The sequence below is a fragment of the Plantactinospora sp. KLBMP9567 genome, assembly GCF_033446045.1.
GTDB lineage: Bacteria > Actinomycetota > Actinomycetes > Mycobacteriales > Micromonosporaceae > Plantactinospora.
The window spans coordinates 140,381-165,599 of the sequence record NZ_JAWQRR010000042.1 but is presented as its reverse complement, the minus strand read 5'-3'; the positions used below and the strand labels follow the sequence as shown (position 1 = coordinate 165,599).

Here is a 25,219-nt window from a genome sequence, read left to right as displayed (position 1 = left end):
GCCGTCACCAGACAGCGGCGCGAACCAGCCAGCCGATGTTTCAGGCATCGCCTCGCTGCCAGCGCCCTTCCCGTACCGCCCGACGCGAACGGGAAGGGCACTGGCGCAACGGGCCGCTCATCGGCGGCCTGGTCACCCAGCCCGGCAGCCTGGTCAACCCAGCCCGGCGGCCGGCGCCGCCTCCGCCGCCATCGTCACGGCGCCGAGCAGCGCCGCGTCGTCCGGAAAGTCGGAGAGCACGACCTCCGGCCGGTACGGCAGCACCTCGGCCAGCCGCTCCGTGAGCAGTTCCCGGACCAGAGGATCACGGGCCACCCCGCCGACCAGTACCACCCGGCCGGGGTCGAGCAGCAGGCAGCAGGTGGCCAGGTGTCGGGCCAGCTCGTCGAGGCGGGCCCGCAGTGCGTCCCGGACCGGCCCAGGCCGGGTCGCCTCGGCACAGAGCGCCGCGGCCCCGCCGGTCAGCCCGAACCGGGTGGCGAGCCGATCGAGCGCGCCCCCGGAGAAGACCCGTTCCAGCATCGCCGGGCCGCCGGCCCAGGCGTCACCGGTGACCGCGTACGCGATCTCCCCGGCCGCGGCGTGGTGCCCGGGCAGCACCCGGCCACCGACGGTGACCGCGGCTGCCACCCCGGTGCCGAGCCCGACGACGAGTCCGGGGTCGACGTCCCGGAGCGCGCCGAGACGCAGCTCGGCCAGGGCCGCCGCGTTCAGGTCGTTGGCCACCGGCACCACCGCTACCCCGAGCCGGTCGCGGACCGCCTTGGCCAGCCGCAGCCGGTCCCAGCCGGGTACGTTCGGGGCCAGGTCGATACCGTCTTCCCGGACCACTCCGGGCGAGGCGATCCCGACGGCGGCCAGCTCCCCGCCGTCCCCGGCGAGCATCCGGCCGGCGAGGTCGAGCGCCCGGTCCAGAGCCTGGCGGGCGCCCCGCTCCGCCTCGGTGGGTATCCGCTCGACGCCCAGCAGCCGGCCGGCCCGGTCGGCCAGCCCGAGGGCCATCTTGGTACCGCCGAAGTCGATCCCGAGCACCCGGCCGGGTGTCGCCGCGGCGTCCGGCGCCGGGCCGGAAATCCGCTGCCCTCCCCCGACCCGGGTCGGCTCGGCCCGCAGGCTCACTGCGCCATCCGGCCGTCGACGGCCTTGTCGAGGGCCTGGTCGGCGTCGGCCAGGCGCACCCGGAGGGCGTCGCCCCGGTCCCGTACGCCGGAGACGATCGCCCGCAGCGTCTCGACCTGGGCCCGTACCGCGGCCGTACCGGGACCGTCCGCCTGGGCCCGGACCAGCACCAACTCCGGCCGGACGGCAGCGGAGATCAGGTCCGCCGCCGCGGCCTCGTCGAGGCTCTCGGCGACGCCGGCCGTCCCGGCCGCCGCCTGGACCTGCTGCACCGTCCAGGTGTCCGGGGTACCGGCCCGGACCAGCACGCCGACCACCGAGTGGGCCGCCCGGAACGGCACCCCGTGCCGGCTCAGCGCGTCGGCGGCCGCGGTCGTGGTGGCCCCGGACCGGACGATCTCCTCCCGGCTCGGCGGGGCCAGCGGTACGAGCCGGTCGAGGAAACCCCCGAGCAGCGCGAAGAACCGCTCGGCGCGGTCGCAGCTCTCCCAGAGCCGCACCTGTACGTCCGTGGTGGCGTTGTTGGAGTCCTCCCACCACGCCGCACCGACGTTGTTCAGCACCGAGGCGGCGTCACCGGCCGCCGCACCGGCCATCGAGACGAGATGCTCCAGCACCACCGGATTGCGCTTCTGCGGCATGATGCTGCTGCCCTGGGTGAACTCCTCCGGAGTCTCCACCCAGCGCCAGCTCAGCCAGTCCATCAGGGTCCGGGCCAGCCGGGCCCCGGTGGCCAGCGACTGGGCGTTGAGCGTGGCGACCCGGACCAGATGGTCCGCGCCGGCCACCGCCTCGTACGAGTTGGTCACCAGGCCGGCGAAGCCGAGCAGTTCGGCCACCCGGGCCGGGGCGATGTCCAGGTCGGTGCCGGCGAAGGCGCAGGCGCCCAGCGGTGAGCGGTTGAGCTGGTCCAGCAGGTCGGCGTAGGCCACCGCCTCGCCGGCCAGCGCCTCGGCGTACCCGGCCAGGGCATGGCCGATGGTGGTCGGCTGCGCCGGCCGGCGGTGGGTGTACCCGGTGATCACCACGTCGGCGTAGCGGTCGGCCCTGGACAGCGCGGTCGCCGCGGTGGCCAGCACCCGGTCCAGGACGTCGAGGAGTTGGCCGCGCAGCACCATCCGGAACACACCCGCGTCCAGATCGTTGCGGCTGCGGGCGAGCTGTACGTCGAGCTGGGCGGTCGGGATGCCGCACGCCTCGGCGAGACGCTTCTCCACCAGGTAGTAGACGTCCTCGACACTGCCGTCGAACGGCGGCGGCACGGCGGCCTCCGGGCTGCCGGCCGGCGCCCGCAGCTCACCCAGCCCGCGCAGCAACCGCGTCCCCCGCTCCGCCGGGATCAGGCCCCGCTCGACGAGCATCACCACGTGCGCCTGGCTCGCCCGGACCATCGGGCCGAAGAGGTACGGCGCATGGTGGTCGTAGGTGGGGCGCAGATGGTGCTGCTGATAGGTCGTCAGCGACGTTGTGCGTGTCATGGTGTCCCTCGTGTCCTTCGTGGTGCCGGAGGCGGTACGTCCGCTCCGGCCCGGCTCGGGCCGGCGGTGGTCATCCCGTCAGCCGCAGTAGCCGTTCGGCGTTCCCGGCGAACACCGCGCGCAGGTCGGCGTCCGGCATTCCCATCTCCCGGCAGATCCGTAGCTGGTCGTCGAGGTACCGGCGCACGTAGCCGCGCGGGAACCAGGAGGAGTCGCTGCCGAAGACGATCCGTCCCGGGCCGATCGTCTCGTAGCAGCGCCGGAAGAGTTCCTCCAGCGTGAGCCGGTACGGCATCCAGCGCACCCACTGGTTGGAGCCGGAGGTGTCGACGTGGATGTTGGCGCAGCCCCAGGCGGCGAAGAGCAGGTCCTGCACGTGCTGGACGCCGAAGTGCGGCACCACGAACGCCAGCTCGGGGAAGCGGCGGGCGACGACGGCGAGGTGCCGCGGGTTGTCGTACCGGCTGGCCGAGTGGCCGCCGGCGCTGCCGTAGTGACCGACGTGCACCAGCACCGGTACGCCGAGCCGCTGGGCGGTCGCCCAGCCCTGGTCGAGGGCCGGGTCGTCCAGCGGGCCTGGCAGCAGCGGGGCGAAGATCTTCCAGCCGCGCAGCCCGCGTTCGCCTACCGCCCGTTCCAGTTCGGCCGCGGCGCCGGGCTGGAACGGGTCGTGGTGGGCGAAGCCGAGGAAGAGGTCGGAGTGCCGGTCGACCAGGTCGGCCACCGCGTCGTTGCCCCCGCCGGTGACGAAGACCGCCCGCCGGATGTCGTGCGCGCGCAGTTCGGCGGCCCACCGGTCGGCCTCGTCCTGCCAGTGCGGCGCCGGCGGTTCCGGGTCGGGGAATCCCCAGGCCCGGCGCCAGGCCGCCGCGTACGGTGCCGCCGCTGCGGCCCGCACCGCCCGCTCCCGCTCGCCCCCCGGGTGCATCCCGACGGACTCCTCGGCGGCCCGGATGGTCGGGTCGGCCCCGATCCGGAAGTGCAGATGGAAGTCGACGACCTCCAGTCCCCGGTCGACCATCACTGTCCCGCCCCGAACCCGTCCGGACCCGCCGCCCCGAACCCGTCCGGACCCGCCGCTCCGGGATCAGCCGGGTCGGCGTCGATCGGGCGGGCGTCCGGCGGGCCGGGTGGCGGGGCGGCCAGCCAGGCGTCGACCACCTCGCGCAGCCGGGCTCCGGCCAGCTCCCGGACCCGCCGCCCGGCCGTCTCGCTGGCCAGCGAGACGTGCCCGGACCAGCCCTGCCACGGGTCGGGCCGGGACTCGACCAGCACGTACGGATGCCCCGTGCCGAGCCTGGACCTCGGCGGCAGGTCGGCGGCGGCGTCCAGACGTACCGCACCGGGGTCGAAGCCGAGCACTCCGGAGGTCTCGTACGCGCCGCCGTGTCCGCGGGCGGGTCGGTCGCCCCAGAGCGCGGCGGTCTCGTCCGGGGTGACGAGTTGGAACCAGTTGACCAGCAGCAGGCTGGCCTTGCGCCGGCCGGAGACCCACTCCATCGCGGCGCGCACCGTGGACATGTTCGCGTCGTGCCCGTTGACCAGGAGCAACCGGGTAAAGCCGGCGGCGACGATCCCCTCGATCACGTCGCAGAGGTAGCCGACCGCCACCTCGGGACGGATCGCCACGGTACCCGGCCAGGGCCGGGTCTGGCCGGGACAGGCCGCGTACGCCACCGGCGGGAAGATAACTCCCCGGTGTGTTCCGGCACTCTCCCCGGCGAAGCCCTCGGCGAGGATCAGGTCGGTGCCGAGCGGCAGGTGCGGGCCGTGCCACTCGACGGCCCCGACCGGCAGGACGGCGAAGTCGGCGGCGGCGACGACCTCCGCCAGCCGGGTCCCGGGGATCCGGCTGGCCGCGATCAGCCCGCCGCCGGCCGGCCAGTCGTCGACCGGGCCGGTGCCGACGCTCTCCTCGGCGCCGCCCTGCACTGAACCTTTTTCCACCTGGACCGCGCGGCGCTTACGCACCGCGTCCGGCCTTGCGGTCCGTCGGACCACCAGGGGAGGTGGAAACAGGTTCACTCTGGGTTCGGTCAGTTCGTCCACTGTGTCGCCTCCCTGGCCGCCCGGCCGCCGCTCTCCAGCCGGCCGGAGAGGACCATCACGATGAAGATCAGGACCACCTGGAGCATTCCGTACGCCGCAGCGGTGCCGACCTCGAACGAGTACATCCGGTTGTTGATCTCCACCGAGATCGGCGCGGTGCTGGAGGTGTAGATCAGCACCGAGGCGACGAACTCCCCGACGCCGTGTACGAAGGCGAGCAGCGCGCCGGCCAGCACCCCGGGAAGCATCAGCCGGAGGGTGATGGTCAGGAACGCCCTCAGCCAGGGTGCGCCCAGGTTGCGGGCCGCCTCCTCAAGCGAGGGGTCGAGCTGGGCCAGCGCCGCCGAACTGGACCGGAAGACCAACGGCAGGAACCGCACGAAGTACGCCAGCGGCATGATCCAGAAGGTGCCGACCAGGACCTGGCCGAGGCTGAACGGGTTGCCGGTGCTGAACGCGGCGATCAGGTTGATCGCCACCACCGTGCCGGGCAGCGCCCAGGCGAGCATCACCGCCACGTCGAGCAGGCCCCGGCCGACGAAGGTGAGCCGCCGCACCGCGTACGCGACCAGGACGCCGACCACGACGCAGCCGGCGGTGGCGAGCAGGCTCATCCGCAGCGAGTTGAGGATCGGCTGGAAGGCCCGGGGCTCGGCGAAGATGCTGACGAAGTTCTCCCAGGTGTAGTCGGTCGGCAGCACCTGGGTGGTCCAGGTGCCGTCGACGGAGAACGCGACCAGCGCGATCGTGGCGACCGGGGCGAGCAGCACCCCGGTGGCGAGCAGCGAGCCGACCATGGCGAGCCAGCGGCCGACCGGACTGCGGATCTCCCGCCGGTGCGCCGAGACTCCCTTGGACTGCGACCGGTAGCTGCGCCGCCCCTCGTACCAGCGCATCCCGAGCAGGAACAGCACCGAGACCACGCCGAGCACCGAGGCGTACGTGGAGGCCATCGGCAGGTCGCCGTTGGTGCGGTTGATGTAGATCTGCATGGTCATCGTCCGGTCCACCCCGAACAGCAGCGGGGCGGTGTACGACGCCAGCGAGGTCATGAAGACCAGCAGCGAGGCGGAGACCAGCGCCGGGGTGAGCATCGGCAGCAGCACGGTCCGCCAGACCCGTACCCGGCCGGCGCCGAGGTTGTAGGCGGCCTCCTCCACCGACGGGTCCATCCCGGCGAGCGCGGCGGAGGCGGCCAGGTAGAAGAACGGGTACATGGTGAAGGTGTGCACCACCAGCACCCCGGCGATGCCGCTGAACGGCAGCACCGGCTCGTCGGTGCCGAGGAGCTGTTGCAGGCCGCGCGGCAGGATCCCGGTCTCGCCGTAGAGCAACTGGAACGAGATCGCCCCGATCAGCGGTGGCAGCGCGGCCGGGACCAGGATGATCGCCTCGATCAGCCGGCGGCCGGGGAAGGCGAACCGCTTGAGCAGGAACGCCATCGCGACGCCGACCACCCCGCAGAGCAGGACGCTGGCCGCGGAGATGCCGAGCGAGGTGACCAGGGAACTGCGGGCGACTCCGGCACCGGAGAGGAAGGCGGTGTAGTTCTCCGCCCCGTCGCCGTCGCCGCTCTCCACGAAGGTGGCCAGCATCGGCTGTACGACGTATCCCCAGAGCACCAGGGCGAGCGGCAGCGCCAGCAGGTACGGGAACCAACCGCCGCCGGCACCACCGCGCAGCCGGTCGGCGATCCGCCGGCCGAGGCTCGGCCCGGTGCGGTCGCCGCCGCCGGGATCGGCCCCCGGCGCTCGCAGCGCGGTCGTCGTCGACACGGTCACGGCCGCACCACCCACATCCGGGCGGCCGGCAGTCGCAGACCGATCCGGTCACCGACGGCCGGCCCGCCCGGGACCTCGACCGCGGCGACCATCAACTCCTGCCCGGAGACCTCGACGGTCAGGTTGGTCGCCATCCCGGTGAACTCCAGGTCGGTGATCCGGCCGGGCAGCGCCTCCGGGTCGTCCGGAGCAGCGAGCCCGATGTGCTCGGGCCGGATCGAGACCAGGGCCGTGTCGGACCCGGCCAGGTCGTGTCCCGGTGGCGCCGCCACCGTCCGGCTCGCCCCGTTCGGCAGGCGTACGTCGACGCTCTCGGCGCCGGCCGCGAGCACCGGCAGCGACAGTACGTTGCTGCGCCCGATGAACCGGGCCACGAAGGTGTTCGCCGGGCGGTGGTAGATCTCCTGCGGGGTGCCGATCTGCTGGACCCGGCCGGCCTCCATCACCGCGATCCGGTCCGACATCGCCATCGCCTCGGCCTGGTCGTGGGTGACGTAGATCGAGGTGATGCCGGCCTCGCGCTGGATCCGGCGGATCTCCGCCCGGGTCTCCTCGCGCAGCTTGGCATCCAGGTTGGACAGCGGCTCGTCCAGCAGCAGGGTACGCGGCCGGATCACCAGCGCCCGGGCGAGCGCGACCCGCTGCTGCTGGCCACCGGAGAGCTGGTCGATGCGACGGTCGCCGTACCCACCGAGGTGCACCTGTTCGAGCGCCTCGGCGATCCGGCGCCGCGCCTCCGCCCCGCGAACCTTGCGGATCTTGAGCCCGTACCCGACGTTCTGGGCGACGGACATGTGCGGGAAGAGGGCGTAGTTCTGGAAGACCATGCCGGTGTCCCGCCGGTTCGGCGGTTTCCGGGTGACGTCCTCGGTGCCGAACCGGATCCGGCCGCTGGTGGGGAAGTAGAACCCGGCGACCATCCGCAGCGTCGTGGTCTTCCCGCAGCCGCTCGGGCCGAGCAGCGTGAAGAACTCACCGGCGTCGATGCTGATGTCGACGCCGTCCACCGCCGCGGCGTCGCCGGTGCCCGGGAAGCGTTTGCTCACCGACTCCAGCGTGACGCCGATCATGATGTCCCTCCCCCGCGTCCGACCGGGACGCGCGTCTTCTGGTGGTTCTCGGGTGTCCCCGACGGGGTTCGTCGTGGCCGTTCGGTGTGCGCAGGGGTGCCGGCCCGATCCCCGGGCGGTGCCGGCCCGGATAGGTGGACCGGGCCGGCACCCGGAGGGCGGTCCGCCCCGCGACCCGCCCGGGGTACTCCCGGGCCGGTCCGGGCGTCAGCCCTTGTTCTTGATCTCCGCGTTCCAGTGGTTGATCCACTCGGTCTCGTGCGCGGCGATGACGGCCCAGTCGACGTTCATCGGTTTGAGGCCGAGGTTGGCCAGCCACTCCGGCTGCTCGGCGATCTGCACGGCCGGAATCTGGAAGTAGTCGCGGGCCAGCTCGGCGCGGAGCGCGTCGTCGTAGAGGAACTCGACGAACTTCTGCGCGCCGTCGTTGTTCTTGCCGCCCTTGATCGCGGCGACCCCGTCGACCAGCACCGGCGCACCCGAGGCGGGCATCACGTAGCCGAACGGCATGTTCGCCTGATTGGCCTGGAGCAGCACGTCCTGCAGGTTCCAGAGGCTGATCACGCCCTGCTGGCGGGAGAGCTTGAGGTAGAGGTCCGACGGGTTGGCGGCGTAGTTGGTGGTGTTGGCGTCCAGCTTGCGCAGCCACTCGTAGCCGGGCTCGGGGTTACCGCCGTCCGGGGAGAGCCGCTGGATCATCGAGGCGTAGATCGACCGCATCGTGCCGGAGGCGGCCACGTCCCGGATGATGATCTTGTCTTTCCAGGCCGGCGTGATCAGGTCGTCCCAGTCCTTCGGCGCCTGCTCCGGGGTGAGCGCCTTGTTGTTGTACATGATGACCTCGGGCAGCAGGATCTCACCGAACCAGCGCCCCTGCGGGTCCTTGTACGCGGCGTCCATCTTCGCGGCGAACGCCGGCTGCCAGGCGGCCAGCAGATCCTCGGTGCCCCCACTGGCCAACGCCTGCTGGGTGCCGCCCCACCAGACGTCGCCCTGCGGGTTCGCCTTCTCGGCGCGTACCCGCTCCAGGATCTCCTGCGCCCCGAGGGTGAGCACCTCGACCTTGCCCCGGTATTCCGGGTACTTGGCGGTGAACCGCTCGGTGACGAAGTCGGCGACCTTCTTGTCGCGGGCGGTGTAGATGACCAGCTTCTCGGCGCCGCCGCCGGCTGCGGCGTCGTCGTCGCCACCGCCGCCACAGCCGGCCACGACGGTGACCATCGCGGCGAGCGCTCCGACGAGCGCCAATCGACGTCTCATGGGGACTACCTCCGGGGTGAGGGGATTCGAGGGGGATATCAGGGTGAGCCGACCGGGAGGGCCGGGACGGCCGCGGAGAGCGCGTAGCTCACCGCCCCGTGCAGCACCGCCCGGTCGCCGAGGACCGCGCGGCGGACCTCGGTGGGAGCCGGAGCGGCCAGGGTGACGAGTGACTGGAGCTGGGCGAGCGCGGCGTCGTCCAGGTCCGCGGCGGCGCCGCTGAGCAGGACCCGGCCCGGGTCGACCACGCAGACGCAGGAGACGATCAGCCGGGCCCAGGCGCCAAGTACCTCGCCGAGGTAGCCGGCCGCCGCCGCGTCGGTACGACTCAGTTCGACCAGCTCGCGGACGGCTGCCGAGGGACGCCGTCCGGGGCGCAGCGCGACGACCCGCTCGGCGATGGCGTTCGCCGACCAGCGCGCCTCGAACGGGCCGACCCCGTCGTGTCCCCGGTCCGCCGGGTCGAGCGGCAGGAACCCGACCTCGCCGGCCGCGCCCGCGGCACCGTGCCGTACCCGGCCGCCGAGGATCAGGCCGGCGCCGACCCCGTCCGCGACGTGCAGCAGCAGCAGGTCGCTGACGTCGCTGCCGGCCCCGGCCGCGTGCTCGCCGGCCGCCATCAGGTTGACGTCGTTGTCCACCACCACGGGTACGCCGAGCTGCCGCTGGACCGAGTCCCCGATCGGCTGCCCCTCGACCAGGCCGACCGACGGGGCGAGCCGGACCGCGCCGCCGGACGAGACCCCGGGTGCGGCGATGGCCACCCCGCGCAGCGCTGGCAGGCCGTCCCCGACCAGCTCCGGTACGAAACGGCAGATCGTCCCGACGATGTCCCGGTGCAGCCGCGCGGTGCGGTGGGCGATCACCACACCGTCGCTGTCGGCGATCTCGCAACTGATCCGGGACGGCTCCAGGGAGACCGCGGCGACCAGCTCGGCCCGGGGGTTGAACTCCAGCATGGCCCGGGGCCGTCCGGTACGGGAGGTGCCCGGTCCGCGTTCGATGAGGTAGCCCTCGGCGATCAGCGCCCGGACCAACGGGGTGAGGGTGGCCGGACTGAGGCCGGTGAGTTCGGTGAGCTCGGCCCGGGACAGCAGCCGGGCCTGCCGGGCGGCGGAGATCACCGAGAGTCGCTTGATCTCCTTCGACCGCTCCCGGCTGACGGGGCTGGTTGGTGGGGTCACCACGTCGATCACACTTTCTTCCTACGGCGAACAAACTATTGGCGTCAAGTAACGAATCCATCTCGCTCCCCCGGGGCGAGCTGCAAGCTGCCGGATCTCTACCTATTCAGGGACCAGCGGGCACTGGCAGGACAGAAAAGGAATCGGCTGTAGTTAGCAGGCAAATCGGGAGGAAGTTAGTTTCTTCCTCGAAAGAAGAATTTGGCGGCCGAGGGTATTGACTCATCCCGCCGTGGATCTTTAGCGTCACCCGGCGAAGGCCTTCCGGCGGGCTCGGCCGAGCCGCACCCGCCGCGTACTCGCCGGTGACCGGTGCCGCCCCGGCGCCCACCGGGCACCCACCACACCGCCGGCCCAGCCGTGCCGGCCATGGCGGCAACCCGCCGTCCACCCTGCTCCGCGTCTCACCACGTGTCCGTCTCGCATGGTCCGAAGGGATCCACATGCTTGCACGAAGACTCTTACTTCCCACCGTCACCGCCCTGGCCGTCCTCGTCCCGGCCACGGCCGCCGTCGCCACCCCCGGTGGCGGCAGACCGTCGGACGCCGTCGACCTCGACGTACTGTTCATCAGCGCCCACCCGGACGACGAGGCCGGCAGCCTGGCCACGCTGGGCCAGTGGAAGCAGAACTACGGCGCCAAGGCCGGCGTCGTGACCATCACCCGGGGCGAGGGCGGCGGCAACGCCGTCGGCCTGGAGGAGGGCCCGCCGCTGGGCATCATCCGGGAACGCGAGGAGCGCACCGCGATCGCCACGGCCGGCGTGCAGAACCTCTACAACCTCGACCGGGTCGACTTCTGGTACACCGCGTCAGCCCCGCTGAGCGAGCAGATCTGGGGACACGACGAGACCCTTGCCAAGATCGTCCGGGTGATCCGGCAGACCCGGCCCGAGATCGTCATGACGATGAATCCCTCCCCTGTGGAGGGCAACCACGGCAACCACCAGCAGGCCGCCCGGTTCGCCGCCGAGGCGTACTCCGCCGCGGCCGACCCGACGGCCTTCCCCGAACAGCTCAGCAAGGAGGGCCTCAAGCCCTTCCGTCCGGCCAAGTTCCTGCGTACCGGGGGCACCGGCAGCTCGTCGCCGGGCCCGGAGTGCGCCGGCTCCTTCAGTCCGACCGTCCCCACCGACCAGGTCTTCGGAGTCTGGGAGGGAACCCCGGGCCCGGCCGGCCGGACCTGGGCGGAGACCGAGGTCGAGGCGCGACGGGAGTACGTCACCCAGGGCTGGGCGAACACCGCCGCCGCGCCGACCAACCCCGCGCAGATCAGGTGCGACTTCTACACCCTCATCGACAGCCGGGTGCCGTACGACCCCGACGACACCAGCCCGGCGGCGATCCTGCGCGGCTCCGTGCTGCCGGCCGCCAAGGGCGGGCTGGCCAGGGGCACCGAGCTCTACCTGAGCACCGACCGGTTCGACGTGGCGCCCGGGGAGTCGTTCCAGGCCACCGCGCACGTCCGGGCGGCTCCCGGCGAACGGCTGACCGCGCCCCGGGTCTCGCTGCGCGCCCCGGACGGCTGGACGGTCACCGGCTCCGGCTCGCTCGGCCGTACCGTCGGGGACCGGGAACAGCGGACCACCTTCACCGTCACCGTGCCGAGGCAGGCGACGACCAACCAGCAGCACCTGCTCAGCGCGACGCTGGCCACCCAGCGGCAGGGTCGGGGCAGCACGGACGAGCCGGTCCGGGTGGTCGCCGACGTGCGGGGCACACTGGCGGCACTGCCCGAGGTGGCGGTCTTCCGCGGCTGGGTCGCCGAGTCCGGCTTCCCGCAGCTCGACACGCTGATCGCCCCGGTACTCACCATCGGTTCCGGGCAGAGCCGGGACATCCGGATCGACCTGCGCAATGCCGGCCCGACCACGCAGCACGGCAGCGTCACCCTCGGCGTGCCGGCGGGCTTCGCCGTCGACCAGCCCAGCAAGGAGTACGCCGGCCTGGCCACCGGGGCGACCGGATCGGTCACCTTCAGGGTCACCAACACCGACCCGGCGCTCCCGACCGCGAACGAGGGCGGCGACTACCCGATCACCATCACCACCAGCAGCACGACCGGGAGCACCGTCGAGGACGCCGCGCTGGAGATCGTGCCGACCACGGTGATCCCCCGGGCCGGTGCCGGACACACGGTCGACGGGATGGCCGGCGCGGGCGAGTACCCCGGACCCGAGCTGAACCTCTCCCGGATCTGGGAGGGTCAGCCGACCACCCCGGAGGACGCCTCGATCACCGGCAGGGTGGCCTTCACCGACGACGCGCTGAAGGTGATCGTCCAGGTCACCGACGACGTACTCGGCCGCAAGGTGGTGCCGCAGGACTGCAAGCGGCAACGCCGCACCGACAGCGTCGAGATCATCTTCGATCCGACGGGCGACTCGGCGAACACCTCGACGGTCTTCAAGGCGGGCATCTTCCCGACCACCGACGACCCGGCCAACGGCAACCCGCCGTGCTTCCAGCGGGACGCCGACAACCGGCAGGGGCCGGGTGCGGTCACCGCCCCCGGGATGACCGTGGCGAGCACGGTCAGCGAACCGTACACCGGGTACACCATCGAGGCGAGCATTCCGTTCGCGGTGCTGCCGGACGCGGTGGACCCGGCGCACATGGGGTTCAACGTCCTGGTCTACGACTCGGACACCCAGGACCTCAGCTCGCAGTCCCGGCTGGGCTGGTCGACCTTCCAAGGTGTACGGGCCGACCCGTACCGGTACGGGCTGACCACCCTGCCTGGCTACACCCCGCCGCAGCGGGAGCCGAGCGCGCCGGTCTTCCCGGACACCGCGGCCCGCAGCGTGCAGAGCCCGCAGACCATCGCCCAGTCGGCGTCGGACGGGGTGGCCCCGGCGGCGGTCCACCGGCTGCCGGCCAGCGCCCTCACGATGGGCGTGCCGAAGCGGGTGGACGGCGGCATCCTGGTCGACGTCCGGGCGACCCGGAAGGGCACCGCGTACCTCTACTCCTGGACCGGTGACACCGCGCTGGGCAGCCAGACGGTCGAGCTGCGGTCCGGGCAGCACGAGCGGGTGTTCGTACCGGTCGGCGAAGGGCGGGCCACCTCGGTGCTGGCCGCATTCGAGACCGCCGACGGGGCCGCGCTGGCCAGGCGGGCGCCGGTCGGCCGCTGAGACGGCGGCCCGGAGCGGCCGGCCGATCCACGACAAACCCTGGGGGCCCTTCCCGGACGGGAAGGGCCCCCACACCAGCAGTGCCCGGATCTCCCGCACCGCCGTCGGCCACACGGCTCGCGGCAGATCGTGACCGGTGCCCGGCAAGTTCCACGTACCCGCCAGCGCATATCGCTTCCCGATATTGGTTCCCGTAATGTCGGCGGTGATCCCGGGTGGAGGAGTGGGCATGGTTGAGTCAGCGGCCGGCGCGCCGCCAGCGGCGCTGCGGCGCCGGCTGGGGACGTTCGACGCGGTGGTGATCGGGCTCGGCGCGATGATCGGCGCGGGCATCTTCTCCGCGCTCGCTCCGGCGGCACACGCGGCCGGCTCCGGTCTGCTGCCCGGCCTCGGGCTCGCGGCGGTGGTGGCGTACTGCAACGCCACGTCTTCGGCCCGGCTGGCCGCCCGGTACCCGGCCTCCGGTGGGACCTACGTCTACGGCCGGGAACGGCTCGGTGACTTCTGGGGCTACCTGGCGGGCTGGGGATTCGTGGTCGGCAAGATCGCTTCCTGCGCCGCGATCGCACTCACCGTCGGCCTCTACGCCTGGCCCGGCCAGGCCCACGCGGTGGCCGTGGCCGCCGTGGTGGCACTGACAGCGGTGAACTACCTCGGGGTCGAAAAGTCCGCCCTGCTGACACGGGTGATCGTCGCCGCCGTCCTCGCGGTGCTGGCCCTGGTGGTGGTCGCCACCCTCGGCTGGGGCGCGACCGACGCGACCCGGCTCGACGTCGGCACGGACACGACGGCCGGCGGAGTCCTGCAAGCGGCGGGTCTGCTGTTCTTCGCCTTCGCCGGGTACGCGCGCATCGCCACCCTCGGGGAGGAGGTCCGGGACCCGGCCCGGACCATTCCCCGCGCCATCCCGCTCGCGCTCGGCATCGCCCTCGGCGTCTACGCGGCGGTGGCCGTCGCGGTGCTGCTGGTGCTCGGCCCGCAGCGACTGGCGGACACCGCCGCACCGCTCTCCGACGCCGTGCACGCCGCCGGCATGCCACAGTTGGGGCCGGTCGTACGCGCCGGTGCCACCGTCGCCGCGCTCGGCTCGCTGCTCGCGCTGATCCTCGGCGTCTCGCGCACCACCCTGGCCATGGCCCGCGACCGGCACCTGCCGCACGCCCTGGCGACCGTGCATCCACGATTCAAGGTGCCGCACCGGGCCGAGTTGGCCGTCGGAGCCGTAGTCGCCGTCCTGGCCGCAACCGCCGATCTCCGCTCGGCGATCGGCTTCTCCTCCTTCGGCGTCCTCGTCTACTACGCCATCGCCAACGCCTCGGCCTGGACCCTGTCCCCGGCAGAGAACCGGCCACCCCGAGCCATCCCCGTCCTCGGGTTCGCCGGCTGCGTGGCGCTCGCCGTCACCCTGCCGATCTCCTCGGTCGTCTCCGGCGCCGCAGTACTGGCCGCCGGCGTCGCCGCCTATGCCATCCGCCGCGCCGTCACCGGGCGCCGACGGCGGTAGACCTTCGGTCCTCCGGGTCAGCCGGAGGCGCCGTCGCCGAGCACCTCGTCCGCCAACTCCCGCAGCGCCCTGCGGTCCTCGGCCAGCGCCTGCCGGCCGGCCTCGGTGGCCCGGTAGACCCGGCGGGTCCGCCCCTCGACCACCCGCTGCTCGGAGACCAGCAACCCGTCCGCCTCCAGCCGGTGCAGGGTCGGGTACAGGGTGCCGGGGCTGATGTCGTAGCCGTGCCGGGCCAGCTCCTCGGTCATCCACGCGCCATGGATCTCCTGCTCCGCGGCGTGATGCAGGATGTGCAGCCGCACCGCACCCCGCTGGAACTCCCGCACCCGCTCCACCTCCACACACCCGCCGAACAGTGACGGAACCGATATCGGCATCCGATCTTACGCATGGTCGAGGAGATCGACACGGGATGCCGGGTGGATCATCGCAACAGGTTCCCCAGGACGTAGCCGGCATCCCGGCCCACGCCCCGCAGCGTCGCCGAAGCGAAGCTGCGCTGGTGCTCCAGCCCGACGTACCCCAGCCCGGGCACCGCCGTCGACACCCCCCGTACGTGTAGCGGCCGGCCCTGCCCGTCCACCGCCGACGTACCGGCCAGATACGCCAGGTCGGGCCGGAACCCGGTCGCCAGGATCAGCAGGTCCACCCGCTCCCGGGCCCCGTCGGCCCACACCACGCTGTCGCCATCGAGGCGGGTGAACATCGGCCGGTGGTCGGGCTGACCGGCGCGCACCGCCGCCCGGTAGCCGCCGTCGTCGATCACCGGCACCGTGCCCTTCACCAGGCGCGGCCCCAACCGGGAGAAATCCAGCCCGGTCCGGGTCAGCCACCAGTGGAAGTCCCTGCCCAGGATCCGCTGTGCCTGCCACCGCAACCGCCCCCGCGCCGCGAGGCTCACCCGTGCCACCCGGGCGAGCTCCACCCCGATCTGCACCGCAGAATTCCCACCCCCGACCACCACCACTCGAGCCCCGCGCAACGGCGACGGCTCCCGATAGTCCGCCGAGTGCAGGACCCGGCCGGTGAACGTCTCCAGGCCCGGCAACTCCGGTCGGTACGGGCGGCCGAACCCGCCGCTGGCCGCCACCACCGTCCGCGCCCGCAGCAGAGTGCCATCCGTCGCCGCCACCGCGAACCCGTCCCCGACCCGGGCGACACGCTCGACCCGCCGACCCCACCGCACGTCCGCGTCCACCCGGTCCGCGTACGCGCCCAGGTAGGCGACCACCTCGTCCCGCACCGGGTACCGGTCAGGATCGCCGGGGAACGGCAGGCCCGGTAGCGACGAGAACCGGGCCGGGGAGAACAGGGTCAGACTGTCGTAGTACCGCGGCCACGATCCACCCGGCCCCGGTGACGCGTCCAGCACCACGGCCGACAGGCCGCGGGCGGATGCCACACCCGCCGTCGCGAGACCCGCCTGACCGCCTCCGACCACCACCATGTCGACAACACTCATGACCGCAAGATATCGTCATATCCCGAAACCATGAAATGATGTGTCGATGGACACTGGAGCGCGATGAGCACACCACCGGCCCTCGAGGGGCACACCCAGGATTTTCTCAAGGCCCTCGCCAGCGAGACCCGCCAGCAGATCATGACGCTCTTCGTCGGCGGACAGCAGCTCACCGTCGGCGAGGTCGCCGCCCGCTGCGGCCTGGGCCAGTCCACCGCGTCCGAGCAACTCGCTCTGCTGCGCCGCGGCGGCCTGCTCACCTCCACCAGGGAAGGCAAACTCGTCCGCTACCGCGTCGACAGCACCAGCATCGTCACCCGACTGACCGACCTGCAGGGCTACCTCGCGCAATGCTGCCCACCACCCGCCCCCACCCGACCCACCACGTCAGACGGAGGTTCGTAGGCGCCGCTACGTTCGGTCCGGGCGTACGTTCCGGACCGGGCAGACCCTCACCCATGGCGTTTCCGGCGGGGCGGTGCCAGGTCTGCCTCCGCTGCCTCCGGGCGCCCGGTCGGACACCTTCCCTGGCCACGCCGACCGTCCTGTGCGGACTCCGACTATGCTTGCCGCGATCCGACAGCGTCGTTCCCGCTCGACCGAAGGATGCGCACGTGACAGAGAGTTCGGCTGCCGACGACCAGCAGGAGATCGTCAAGCTGGACACGGCCGTGCCGCAGACGGCTCGGATCTGGAACTACCTGTTGGGCGGTAAGGACAACTTCGCCGCCGACCGTGCGGTCGGCGACCAGATCATCCAGACCCTCCCGCAGCTCGCCGAGAACGCGCGACTCTCCCGGGCCTATCTGACCCGAGCGGCGCGTTACCTCGTCGGCGAGGCCGGCGTCCGTCAGTTCCTCGACATCGGCACCGGCCTGCCCACCGCCAACAACACGCACCAGGTCGCCCAGTCCGTAGCACCGGACGCCCGCGTCGTCTACGTCGACAACGACGCCCTCGTGCTGGCGCACGCGCGGGCGCTGCTCACCAGCAGCCCCGAGGGTGTCACCGACTACATCGACGCCGACCTGCGGGACACCGACATCATCCTGCGCGAGGCGGCCAAGACGCTCGACCTGACGAAGCCGGTGGCGCTGTTCCTGATGGGCATCGTCGGTCACATCGAGAGCGACGACGAAGCAAAGTCGATCATCAAGAGAATCATGGACGCCCTGCCGTCCGGTAGCTACCTCGCGATGTACGACGGCAGCGACACCAGCGAGGCGGTCACCGAAGCCGCACGGATCTGGAACGCCTCGGCAAACCCGAAGTACCACCTGCGCAGCCCCGAACGGATCGCCGGGCTGTTCGACGGCCTGGACCTGGTCGAACCCGGCGTGGTGTCGGTCAACAGGTGGAAGCCCGACGCGTCCACCCCGTCCGACGTCATCGACCAGTACTGCGCCGTCGGCCGCAAGCCGTAGCCGGCTCCCAGGTTGTTCAACCGGGCGTGGCTTGCCGGGTCTCGCCTGCCGGTTGCCGCGTGCTGGCGGTGGTGGCCGCTGACGTGATCGCGGGTGGTGTGCCGGGCGAGCAGGTTCAGGTGCTCCAGCACAGCTTCATCGCCGAGCTCGCCCGTCTGCTGGCCGCTCGGCGACCGGGCGGTGGGCCCGGCAGCCTCCGACCCCGTTCCGAACAGACCCGTACAGATCCGAACAGCAGATCAGGCCTACGGACATGCCTCGGATGACAGCGTGAACGCCGACGCGACCCGACGAGGTAGTCCGGGAGGTGAATGCAATGGCGAAGCTCGCTCTGATGGGTCTTGCCCGCCTGGTGCGGCTCGACCGTGGCCGGATGGGCGGACGCTACCCGTGGGTCCCCTGACCCGAGGATGACGGTGGCGGCCGGTCCGGCGGCCACCGTCGCGGGCACCCCGTGCGGCGCAGGCGGCACCGTCGCGGATCCAGCCGACTCATACCCGTCCAGGTGCGAGGGATCACGAAGATGTCCACAGGCGAGTACCCGGCGGGGCCGCGCGGGCGGCGCCTGGTCGGCAACCGGTACGACTACGAACAGGACCGGATCGCGTTCCTCCGGCGGTGCCAGCACGACTACGGCGACGTGTTCGCGTTCAGCCCTCGCACGAGTGTGGTGGCCGACCCCGTCCTCGTCCACGAGGTCCTGGTACGCACGAACACCGACTTCGGTATCGAGGTCGCCCTGTTCGACGATGCCCCGCCCGAGGCGACCGCGCGGCAGACCCCGACGGCGATGGCCGGCCGCAGGAAGAGTCGACCAGCGGTCAACCGGGCGGCGACGGACGCGCACAGCCACCGCCTGGTGGACATCTTCCACGCCCGCCTGGGTCCCGTGCTCGGCCGTGAGGTCGACGTGGCGGCGGTGATGAAGTCCTTCGTCATCCACGCGACTACGGACTACTGCCTCGGCGGCAGCGCCGAGAAGGCCGCCGGCGACGAGACCGCCGCCGTCGAGGAGGTTGCCGTGGCGGTCTCCGAGGCGGCGGAGCGCTCGACCGCCCTGATGTCGAGTTCGCTGTCCCTGCCGAGCTGGATGCCGGTACCCGCGGTCCGCTCGGCGAAGGCGGCCAACCGGAGGCTCGCCGAACTGCTCTACCAACGCATCCGGCAGCGGCGTGCCGGACCCCGGGACACGGCCGGCGATCTGCTCGACACCATGCTCGGCGGCGACGCCGAGCCGCTCGACGACGAGGCCGTCTACCGGACGCTGTCGGTGATGCTGCGGGCCTCGCACGGCGTACCGGGCACGACACTCGGCTGGGCGGTGCTGGTCCTCGCGCGGGAACCCGGGATCGCCGCCCGGATCCGGGTGGAGGCGGAGGTGCTGGCACAGCGGGCGCATCGGACGATCACGGTCGATGACCTGCCCTACACCGAGGCCGTGGTGAAGGAACTGCTGCGGGCGTACCTCCCGACCTGGCTGATGGGCCGCGAGGTGCGTACCCATACGACGCTCGGCCGGTGGACCTTCCGGCCCGGCCAACAGATCATGATGCCCGTCTATCTGATGCACCGTGACCCGAGGTGGTGGGACAGGCCGGAAGAGTTCCTGCCCGACCGCTGGCTCGGGACGCAGCAGCCGCACGCCCGGTTCGCATATCTGCCGTTCGGGGCCGGACCCCGGATCTGCCTGGGCAACCAACTCGGTCTGCTGCAACTGGTGCTCGCCGTCGCCGCGCTGGTACGCGACTACGACGTCACGGTGGTCGACCCGGACACGGTTGTCATGCGGCCGGAGGCGCTCTTGGTCCCGGCCGGGCTGCGCGGCCGGTTCGTCCGCAGGTAGCAGCCCCGTCGGCCTGGTCGGCCGTCATTCGCGGCCCAGGGTCGTCGTCCCGGTCAGCGCCGCCTCGAACGCCGCGCCGAGATCGCCGGTACGCATCGACGGGACGAGCCGGCGCAGCGCGTCGACGGTCATCGACGTCGGGTTGTTCGCGCGCGGGTACTCCGCGGCGCAGCGCTGTGCGATCCGGTCGTCGGCGTCCGCGCCGATGCCCAGTTCCGTGAGCGTGGTCGGTAGGTCCAGCCGATTGAGCAGTGCCTGCACCTCGCTCGCCGCGTCGACGAGGTCGTCGCCGCGTCCCGAGGTGAGGGCCCGGGCGAGGGTCCGGGCGCAGTCCGGCTCCAGCCCGCTCGCATTGAACGCGATGCAGTACGGCAACGCCAGCCCCGACGACACGCCGTGCGGTACGGACCGCTCGTGCGCGACGCAGTAGGCGAGCGAGTGCCCCAGCAGCACACCCGCGTTGAGCGCCTGGCCCGACAGGTGCGACGCCCAGAGGCAGGCGGCGCGGGCCTCGACGTCACCGTGGCAGGCGGCTTCCAGGTTGTCGACCAGCAGGGCGATCGCCGCCCTGGCATGGTGCACGGTCATCGGCGAGCGGTCGGTGGACATCAGCGACTCGGCCGCGTGCGACAGCGCGTCCATCCCGGTGATCGCGACGATCCGTCCGGGCAGCCCGTCGAGCAGCGCCGGATCGAGCACCACCGCCGTGCCGACGTACCCGGCAGTGGCCGAGATGCGTTTCGACCCGGCCACCGTCACCATCGCCGCCCGGGTCGCCTCGGAGCCCGTGCCGCAGGTCGTGGGCACCATGACGAGCGGGGCGACACCGCCGGGCGGCGCGACCGGGCCGAGCCAGTCGGCGGCGCCGCCGGCGTTCTCCAGCAGCAGCGCGATCATCTTGGCGGCGTCCATCACGGACCCGCCCCCGGCCCCGACGACGACGTCCGCCCGGACCTCCCGGGCGCGCGCCGCCGCCCGGTCGATGCGGTCGTCGTCCGGTTCGGCGCCGAACCCGCCGACGACCGTCACCCGGTAGGTCGCCCGCAGCGCGTCGAGCATCGGCCCGAGTAGTCCGGCGCCCGCGACGGCGTCGTCGACCGCGACGAACACCGAGGCGCCGTCGGACAGGCGCAGCCGGGACGACAGCACCCGGGCGATCAGTCCGGTGCTGCCCCGGCCGCTGACGACCGTGGCCGGCGAGACGAACTCGGCGGTCGAGCCGCTCCCGGGTAGGAACACCGTCTCCATCAGGTCTCCCCCAGTTCACCGGACCCGGCCGGTACGGCCTGGTCCGTTTCCGGCCGTACCCGGGCCTTCCGCGTCGGATCCGGCGCCCCGGGAGCCGGCGGCTGGTGCCGACGGGCTCCCGAGTACAGGTCGCCGATACTGTTCCGGTCGATGCCGGTGGTCGGGCCGTGCCAGATGACGCGCCCGCCGTTCAACACATGGATGTACGAGCAGGTGCGCTCGACGACCGAGAAGTTCTGCTCGACGAGCAGGACGGTGATGCCGCGCTCGTTCAGCGTGCGGATCGCGTCCACCAACTCGGAGATCAGCTTCGGCGACAGGCCGGCCGTGGGCTCGTCGAGCAGCAGCACGTCACAGGTCGCCATGAGCCCGCGGGACACCGCGAGCATCTGGCGCTGGCCGCCGGAGAGGTTTCCCGCCGGATCGCCGAGCCGGCCCGCCAGTACCGGGAAGATCTCCAGCACCGACTCCCGCGCCTGCTCGTACGGGGTGGCCCGCCGGCCGGTGAGCCAGGACAGCCGCAGGTTCTCGGCGACCGAGAGCTCCAGGACGGCGGCCCGCTCCTGCGGCACCATCGCCAGGCCGAGCCGGCGCCGCCTGGCCGGGGACAGCCGGTTGGCGGCCTGCCCACCGATCGACAGCCCACCCGTGGTCCGGACGAAACCGGCCGCGGCCAGCAACAGCGTGGACTTCCCCGCGCCGTTCGGGCCCAGCACGCCCACCGCACTGCCCCGCTCGACCCGGAGCGAGACGTCCGACGCTGCGGCCACCGCACCGTGGTAGGCGGAGAACCCGGTCAACTCCAGCGCCGCCGGCACCCGGGTCGAATCGTCACTCATCACGCCACCTCACCCAGGTACCGTTCGCGGACCTCGTGCGAGTCCAGGACCGTGGCCGCGTCTCCGCGGGCGAACTCCGCCCCCTGGTCCATCGCCACCACGGTGTCGGCCAGCGACCGGACCAGTTCGAGGTTGTGCTCCACCAGCAGCGCGGCGACCGAGGCCGACCTCAGTTTGTCGATCTCGGCTGCCAACCGCTGCTGCTCGACCGGGGACAGCCCGGCGAACGGCTCGTCGAGCAGCAGCACCCGGGCGCCGGACACCATCGACCGGGCGATCTCGACCAGGCGCTGCTCGCCGAGACTGAGTTCGGCCGGACTGTCCTCGGCGAGCCGGTCGAGCCCGAGCGCCGCGAGTGCCGTGACCGCGCGGTCACGCCGGTCCCGCGCGCCCCGCGACAGCCCCGGCCCACCGAGCACCTCGAACCACCGGTGGCGCACGTCGCCGGCGATCGAGCCCATGGCGACGTTCTGCCACACCGTCAGTTCCGGGATCAGCCGCGGCGTCTGGAAGGTACGCACGATGCCGAGCCGGCTGCGCTGCGGGGGCGACAACGGGCGGAGATCGATGACGTCGTCGCCGAACCGCACGGACATCGTCGCCACCGTGACCGGTACGAACCCGGAGAGTCCGTTGATCGCGGTGCTCTTGCCCGCGCCGTTCGGCCCGATCAGGGCCACGATCTCGCCGCCGGTGACGTCGAGGCTGAGCTGTGCGACCGCGACGACGCCGCCGAACTGCACGGTCATCTCGCGTACGGAGAGTCGAACGGTACTCATCCGGTGCCTCCTCTCGCCGCGTGGATCCGCCCGCCGACCCAGCTCACGACCTGGTTGAGCCCGCGTGGCATGAACAGCGCCACGAAGGCGAGCGCGACGCCGTAGAACACCAGCCGGTACTCCGCGAGTGGCCGGAGCAGCTCGGGCAGGGTCACCACGACCACCGCGCCGAGCACCGGCGCCCAGCGCCAACCCCGACCGCCGATGATGGCGATGGCGATCAGCCGGATGGAGGTCTCCAGCGACATCTGGTCCGGCCCGATGTAGTGGACGAGTTGGGCGAGGAACGCTCCCGCGATCGTGACCGGCACCGAGCTGATCATGAAGGCGAGCAGCCGTACCCAGGCCACCGACAGGCCGAGCGACTGGGACGCGGGGACGTCGAACCGGGTGGCGAGCATCGCTGCCCCGAGCGGTGACTCCCGCAGGCTGCTCTGCAGGTAGTACGCCACGGCGAGCACCAGGCCGGACATCACCAGCACCTGCCCCGGACCGGCGAATCCCGGGACGGCGATCTGCGGGATCCCGCTGATTCCGGCGTACCCGCCGGTGAGCGGCGTCGCGTTCTGTACCACGACGACCGACAGCAGGCCGATGGCCAGGGTCGTTATGCCGAAGTAGTAGCCCACGACCCGCAGCGTGACCAGCACGATGACCGCCGCCACCACCAGCGAGACGAGGATCGGGACCAGCACCGCCAGCGCGACCGAACTGGACTCGGCCAGCCTCGCCCAGCCGTACGCGCCGATGGCGAAGAAGACGACGTGGCCGAGCGAGACCAGTCCGGTGTACCCGACGAGGATGTTCAGCCCGACGCCGGCCAGCGCGAAGATCGCGGTCATCGCCGCGATCTGGGCCTCGTGCGGACCCAGCACCGCCGCGAGCGCGATCGCCCCGGCGGCGATCGCCGCCGCCTCGCCGAGGTGCAGGCCCTGCCGGGTCGCTCGTGTCGTACCGCGTGCCGCCGCCATCAGACCACCCTCGCCTTGGCGCCGCGGCCGGCCAGGATGCCCTGCGGCAGCACCAGCAGCACGGCCATGATGATGAGCGGCGCGATCGCCTGCCGGGCGGCGGTGTTCAGGTACCCCGCCGCGTAGTTCTCGGCGAGACCGATGATCACGCCACCCAGGACGGCGCCGTACGGGTGCCGGAGCCCGCCGATCATCGCGGCGGCGAACCCGCTGATCGTCAACGCCACACCCATGCTGGCGCTGACCAGGAGCACGGTGCCCAGCAGTACGCCCGCGAACACGCCGACGATGCCCGCGAAAACCCAGCCGACCACCGTCAGGCGGGCGATCTGCACCCCGGACAGCCGCGCGGCGTCCACGTCGGCGGACATCGCGCGCATCTGCAACCCGACGTCGGTCTTCCGGTAGAAGACGAAGAAGGCGGCCATCAGCAGCCCGGCGGCGAGCAGGATCGCGAAGTAGTCGAACGAGATGCTGAACGACTCCAGTTTGACCGCCTGGGCGGTGACCGGACTCGCCAGCCGGTACGTCTCGGAGCCCAGCACGTTGTTCGCGAGGTTCGCCAGCACCGTCGAGACGCCGATCGTACCGACGATGATCAGGTCGATGTCCCGGCGCCGGGCGATTGCCGGCCGCACGAAGAGCAGTCCCAGCAGCACGCTGGCGACCAGGACGACCGCGACCGCCTCCAGGAACCCGCTGAGGTACCCGCCGCCCGCGGTGGTCCGGACGGCCACGAACAGCGCCGCCAGCATGACGATGTCACCCTGGGCGAAGTTGAGCACGCCGGTACCGTTGAACAGCGTCGAGATGCCGAGTGCCACCAGCGCGTAGCCGCAGCCGATGCAGAGCCCGATGATCGTGAAATAAAGTAGCTCAGTCATCTCCGGGTGCGGTCAGACAGCGACCGTCTCTCCTGTCTTCCAGAGCCGGAACGCCAGGTCGTCGGCCTTGATCGGTGCTCGCTCGGTCAGGTTCCACGGCGACTTGCCGCAGGCGAGACCCTCGATCGCGGTGGCCTTCGACAGCCACTCCTGCACGGCCTGCCGGCTGGTGCCGCCCTGCTTCAACGCCCGGATCAGCACCGTCATGGCGTCGTACGCGGTCGCGCCCTCGAAGGTCAGCGGGTCGTCCGGGTACGCCTTCGCCCAGGAGTCGGCGAGGGCGCGACTGGCCTGGGATTCGTCGCCCAGCGGCGTCATGAAGTAGAGGCCGTCGGCGTCCTTGCCGGCGATCTCGCCGACCGCGATGTCACCGGCGGCCACGTTGCCGACGATCGGCACGTTCCACCCGATCTCCGCCTTGCCCTTCACCACGGCCGCGTACGGGGTGCCGAAGCTGAACATCGCCACGAAGTCCGGATTCTTGCGCCGCAGCGAGACGAGTTGCGGGGCGAGGTTCGAGGCGGTCGGCTCGAACGTCTCCGACCCGACGATCTCCAGGTCGGACGCGCCGAGGATGGCGTCGAGCTGCTGCTTGGCCGAGGTGCCGTACGCCCCGGTGTCGGTGAAGATGCCGACCCGGCGGAAGTTGTTGCGGGCGGCGAAGTTGATGACGTTCTTGATCTGTTCCGAGTCCCGGGCGTTCACCTGGTACTGGAACGGGTTCTTGATCGAGTTGCTGGCACCGAACACGAACTCCGGCAGCCCGGCCGCCTGGACCGCGTTCGCCTGGGCGAGCGCGACCGGCGACGAGTGGGCACCGAACATGGCGACCGCGCCGGCCTGGGCGAAGCGGGTCACCAGCGGTACCGCCTCGCTGGGGTTGTTCGCGTCGTCCTGGAAGTCGACCTTGACGGACATGTCGCCGAGTTCGCCGGACTCCTCGGCCTGCTTCAGGCGCAGCTCGATGCCCTTGCGGTACAGGTTGCCGGTCCGCGACACCGCGCCGGAGAACGGCAGCGCGACGCCGACCAGGACCTCGCCGGACGCCGACTCCTCACCGGCGGCGGTGACGCTGCCGGAGTCGAGTGAGCAGGACGAGAGGGCCCCGGCGGCGAGTACGAGGGCCAGGGTGGTGCGTGTGCTCGCGGATATCCAACGTGGGGGTCGCCTGCGGTGGAACATCAGGT

General features: G+C 72.0%; 21 protein-coding genes. 5 read left to right on the top strand and 16 right to left on the bottom strand.

Annotated elements, in window-relative coordinates:
- Positions 1-153: 153 nt before the first annotated feature.
- The 8 genes from R6Y94_RS31960 to R6Y94_RS31925 all read right to left on the bottom strand — a co-directional run bounded on the left by R6Y94_RS31960 (position 154) and on the right by R6Y94_RS31925 (position 9,953).
- Complete coding sequence (locus R6Y94_RS31960) at positions 154-1,119, bottom strand: ROK family protein (protein WP_318399680.1); 966 nt, start codon at positions 1,117-1,119, stop codon at positions 154-156.
- Positions 1,116-2,597 (bottom strand): argininosuccinate lyase, encoded by a 1,482-nt coding sequence (locus R6Y94_RS31955; protein ID WP_318399678.1) that lies wholly within the window; start codon positions 2,595-2,597, stop codon positions 1,116-1,118. The genes R6Y94_RS31960 and R6Y94_RS31955 overlap by 4 nt, the downstream gene beginning before the upstream one ends.
- 70 nt (positions 2,598-2,667) lie before the next feature.
- On the bottom strand, positions 2,668-3,618 hold the full coding sequence (locus tag R6Y94_RS31950; RefSeq protein WP_318399676.1) for an amidohydrolase family protein: 951 nt from the start codon (positions 3,616-3,618) through the stop codon (positions 2,668-2,670).
- Positions 3,618-4,568, bottom strand: a complete 951-nt coding sequence (locus R6Y94_RS31945) for a creatininase family protein (protein ID WP_318399674.1) — start codon at positions 4,566-4,568, stop codon at positions 3,618-3,620. Before R6Y94_RS31945 ends, R6Y94_RS31950 begins: the two co-directional genes overlap by 1 nt.
- 65 nt (positions 4,569-4,633) lie before the next feature.
- Positions 4,634-6,427, bottom strand: a complete 1,794-nt coding sequence (locus R6Y94_RS31940; RefSeq protein WP_318399672.1) for an iron ABC transporter permease — start codon at positions 6,425-6,427, stop codon at positions 4,634-4,636.
- Complete coding sequence (locus R6Y94_RS31935) at positions 6,424-7,497, bottom strand: ABC transporter ATP-binding protein (RefSeq protein ID WP_318399670.1); 1,074 nt, start codon at positions 7,495-7,497, stop codon at positions 6,424-6,426. The genes R6Y94_RS31940 and R6Y94_RS31935 overlap by 4 nt, the downstream gene beginning before the upstream one ends.
- Positions 7,498-7,704: 207 nt before the next feature.
- Positions 7,705-8,757: an extracellular solute-binding protein gene (locus R6Y94_RS31930; RefSeq protein ID WP_318399668.1), complete on the bottom strand. Its 1,053-nt coding sequence runs from the start codon at positions 8,755-8,757 to the stop codon at positions 7,705-7,707.
- A 38-nt stretch (positions 8,758-8,795) separates the two neighbouring features.
- Positions 8,796-9,953 (bottom strand): ROK family protein, encoded by a 1,158-nt coding sequence (locus tag R6Y94_RS31925; protein ID WP_318399666.1) that lies wholly within the window; start codon positions 9,951-9,953, stop codon positions 8,796-8,798.
- 431 nt (positions 9,954-10,384) lie between these two features.
- On the opposite strand from R6Y94_RS31925, the gene R6Y94_RS31920 reads away from it, so the two are divergent.
- Together R6Y94_RS31920 and R6Y94_RS31915 are read left to right on the top strand one after the other, a co-directional pair.
- The gene (locus R6Y94_RS31920; RefSeq protein WP_318399664.1) at positions 10,385-13,078 is read left to right on the top strand and encodes a PIG-L family deacetylase; all 2,694 of its coding nucleotides are present in this window, start codon (positions 10,385-10,387) and stop codon (positions 13,076-13,078) included.
- Positions 13,079-13,307: 229 nt separating this feature from the next.
- Positions 13,308-14,582, top strand: a complete 1,275-nt coding sequence (locus R6Y94_RS31915; protein ID WP_318399662.1) for an APC family permease — start codon at positions 13,308-13,310, stop codon at positions 14,580-14,582.
- 17 nt (positions 14,583-14,599) lie between these two features.
- Here R6Y94_RS31915 and R6Y94_RS31910 read toward each other — a convergent pair whose 3' ends face one another.
- Positions 14,600-14,908: a PadR family transcriptional regulator gene (locus R6Y94_RS31910; RefSeq protein WP_318399660.1), complete on the bottom strand. Its 309-nt coding sequence runs from the start codon at positions 14,906-14,908 to the stop codon at positions 14,600-14,602.
- A gap of 98 nt (positions 14,909-15,006) precedes the next feature.
- Positions 15,007-16,044 carry an NAD(P)/FAD-dependent oxidoreductase gene (locus R6Y94_RS31905; protein ID WP_318399658.1) on the bottom strand — a complete coding sequence of 346 codons (1,038 nt, stop codon included), beginning with the start codon at positions 16,042-16,044 and terminating at the stop codon, positions 15,007-15,009.
- Positions 16,045-16,107: 63 nt separating this feature from the next.
- Here R6Y94_RS31905 and R6Y94_RS31900 point away from each other — a divergent pair, with 63 nt between their 5' ends.
- The 3 genes from R6Y94_RS31900 (at position 16,108) to R6Y94_RS31890 (ending at position 19,311) form a co-directional block, all read left to right on the top strand.
- On the top strand, positions 16,108-16,449 hold the full coding sequence (locus tag R6Y94_RS31900; protein ID WP_318399656.1) for a metalloregulator ArsR/SmtB family transcription factor: 342 nt from the start codon (positions 16,108-16,110) through the stop codon (positions 16,447-16,449).
- A 209-nt stretch (positions 16,450-16,658) separates the two neighbouring features.
- Complete coding sequence (locus R6Y94_RS31895; protein ID WP_318399654.1) at positions 16,659-17,468, top strand: SAM-dependent methyltransferase; 810 nt, start codon at positions 16,659-16,661, stop codon at positions 17,466-17,468.
- A 523-nt stretch (positions 17,469-17,991) separates the two neighbouring features.
- The gene (locus R6Y94_RS31890) at positions 17,992-19,311 is read left to right on the top strand and encodes a cytochrome P450 (protein WP_318399652.1); all 1,320 of its coding nucleotides are present in this window, start codon (positions 17,992-17,994) and stop codon (positions 19,309-19,311) included.
- A gap of 24 nt (positions 19,312-19,335) precedes the next feature.
- On the opposite strand, the gene R6Y94_RS31885 is transcribed toward R6Y94_RS31890, so the two are convergent.
- Genes R6Y94_RS31885 through R6Y94_RS31860 form a run of 6 tightly spaced genes read right to left on the bottom strand, consistent with a single transcriptional unit; the run spans position 19,336 to position 25,214 of the window.
- Entirely contained in the window at positions 19,336-20,559 is a 1,224-nt protein-coding gene (locus tag R6Y94_RS31885; RefSeq protein ID WP_318399650.1) for an iron-containing alcohol dehydrogenase, read from the bottom strand.
- Positions 20,559-21,398 carry an ABC transporter ATP-binding protein gene (locus R6Y94_RS31880; RefSeq protein ID WP_318399649.1) on the bottom strand — a complete coding sequence of 280 codons (840 nt, stop codon included), beginning with the start codon at positions 21,396-21,398 and terminating at the stop codon, positions 20,559-20,561. Before R6Y94_RS31880 ends, R6Y94_RS31885 begins: the two co-directional genes overlap by 1 nt.
- Positions 21,398-22,177, bottom strand: a complete 780-nt coding sequence (locus R6Y94_RS31875) for an ABC transporter ATP-binding protein (RefSeq protein WP_318399647.1) — start codon at positions 22,175-22,177, stop codon at positions 21,398-21,400. Before R6Y94_RS31875 ends, R6Y94_RS31880 begins: the two co-directional genes overlap by 1 nt.
- Positions 22,174-23,148 carry a branched-chain amino acid ABC transporter permease gene (locus tag R6Y94_RS31870; protein WP_318399645.1) on the bottom strand — a complete coding sequence of 325 codons (975 nt, stop codon included), beginning with the start codon at positions 23,146-23,148 and terminating at the stop codon, positions 22,174-22,176. The genes R6Y94_RS31875 and R6Y94_RS31870 overlap by 4 nt, the downstream gene beginning before the upstream one ends.
- Positions 23,148-24,032: a branched-chain amino acid ABC transporter permease gene (locus R6Y94_RS31865; RefSeq protein ID WP_318399643.1), complete on the bottom strand. Its 885-nt coding sequence runs from the start codon at positions 24,030-24,032 to the stop codon at positions 23,148-23,150. Before R6Y94_RS31865 ends, R6Y94_RS31870 begins: the two co-directional genes overlap by 1 nt.
- A gap of 12 nt (positions 24,033-24,044) precedes the next feature.
- On the bottom strand, positions 24,045-25,214 hold the full coding sequence (locus R6Y94_RS31860) for an ABC transporter substrate-binding protein (RefSeq protein ID WP_318399641.1): 1,170 nt from the start codon (positions 25,212-25,214) through the stop codon (positions 24,045-24,047).
- Positions 25,215-25,219: the final 5 nt, after the last annotated feature.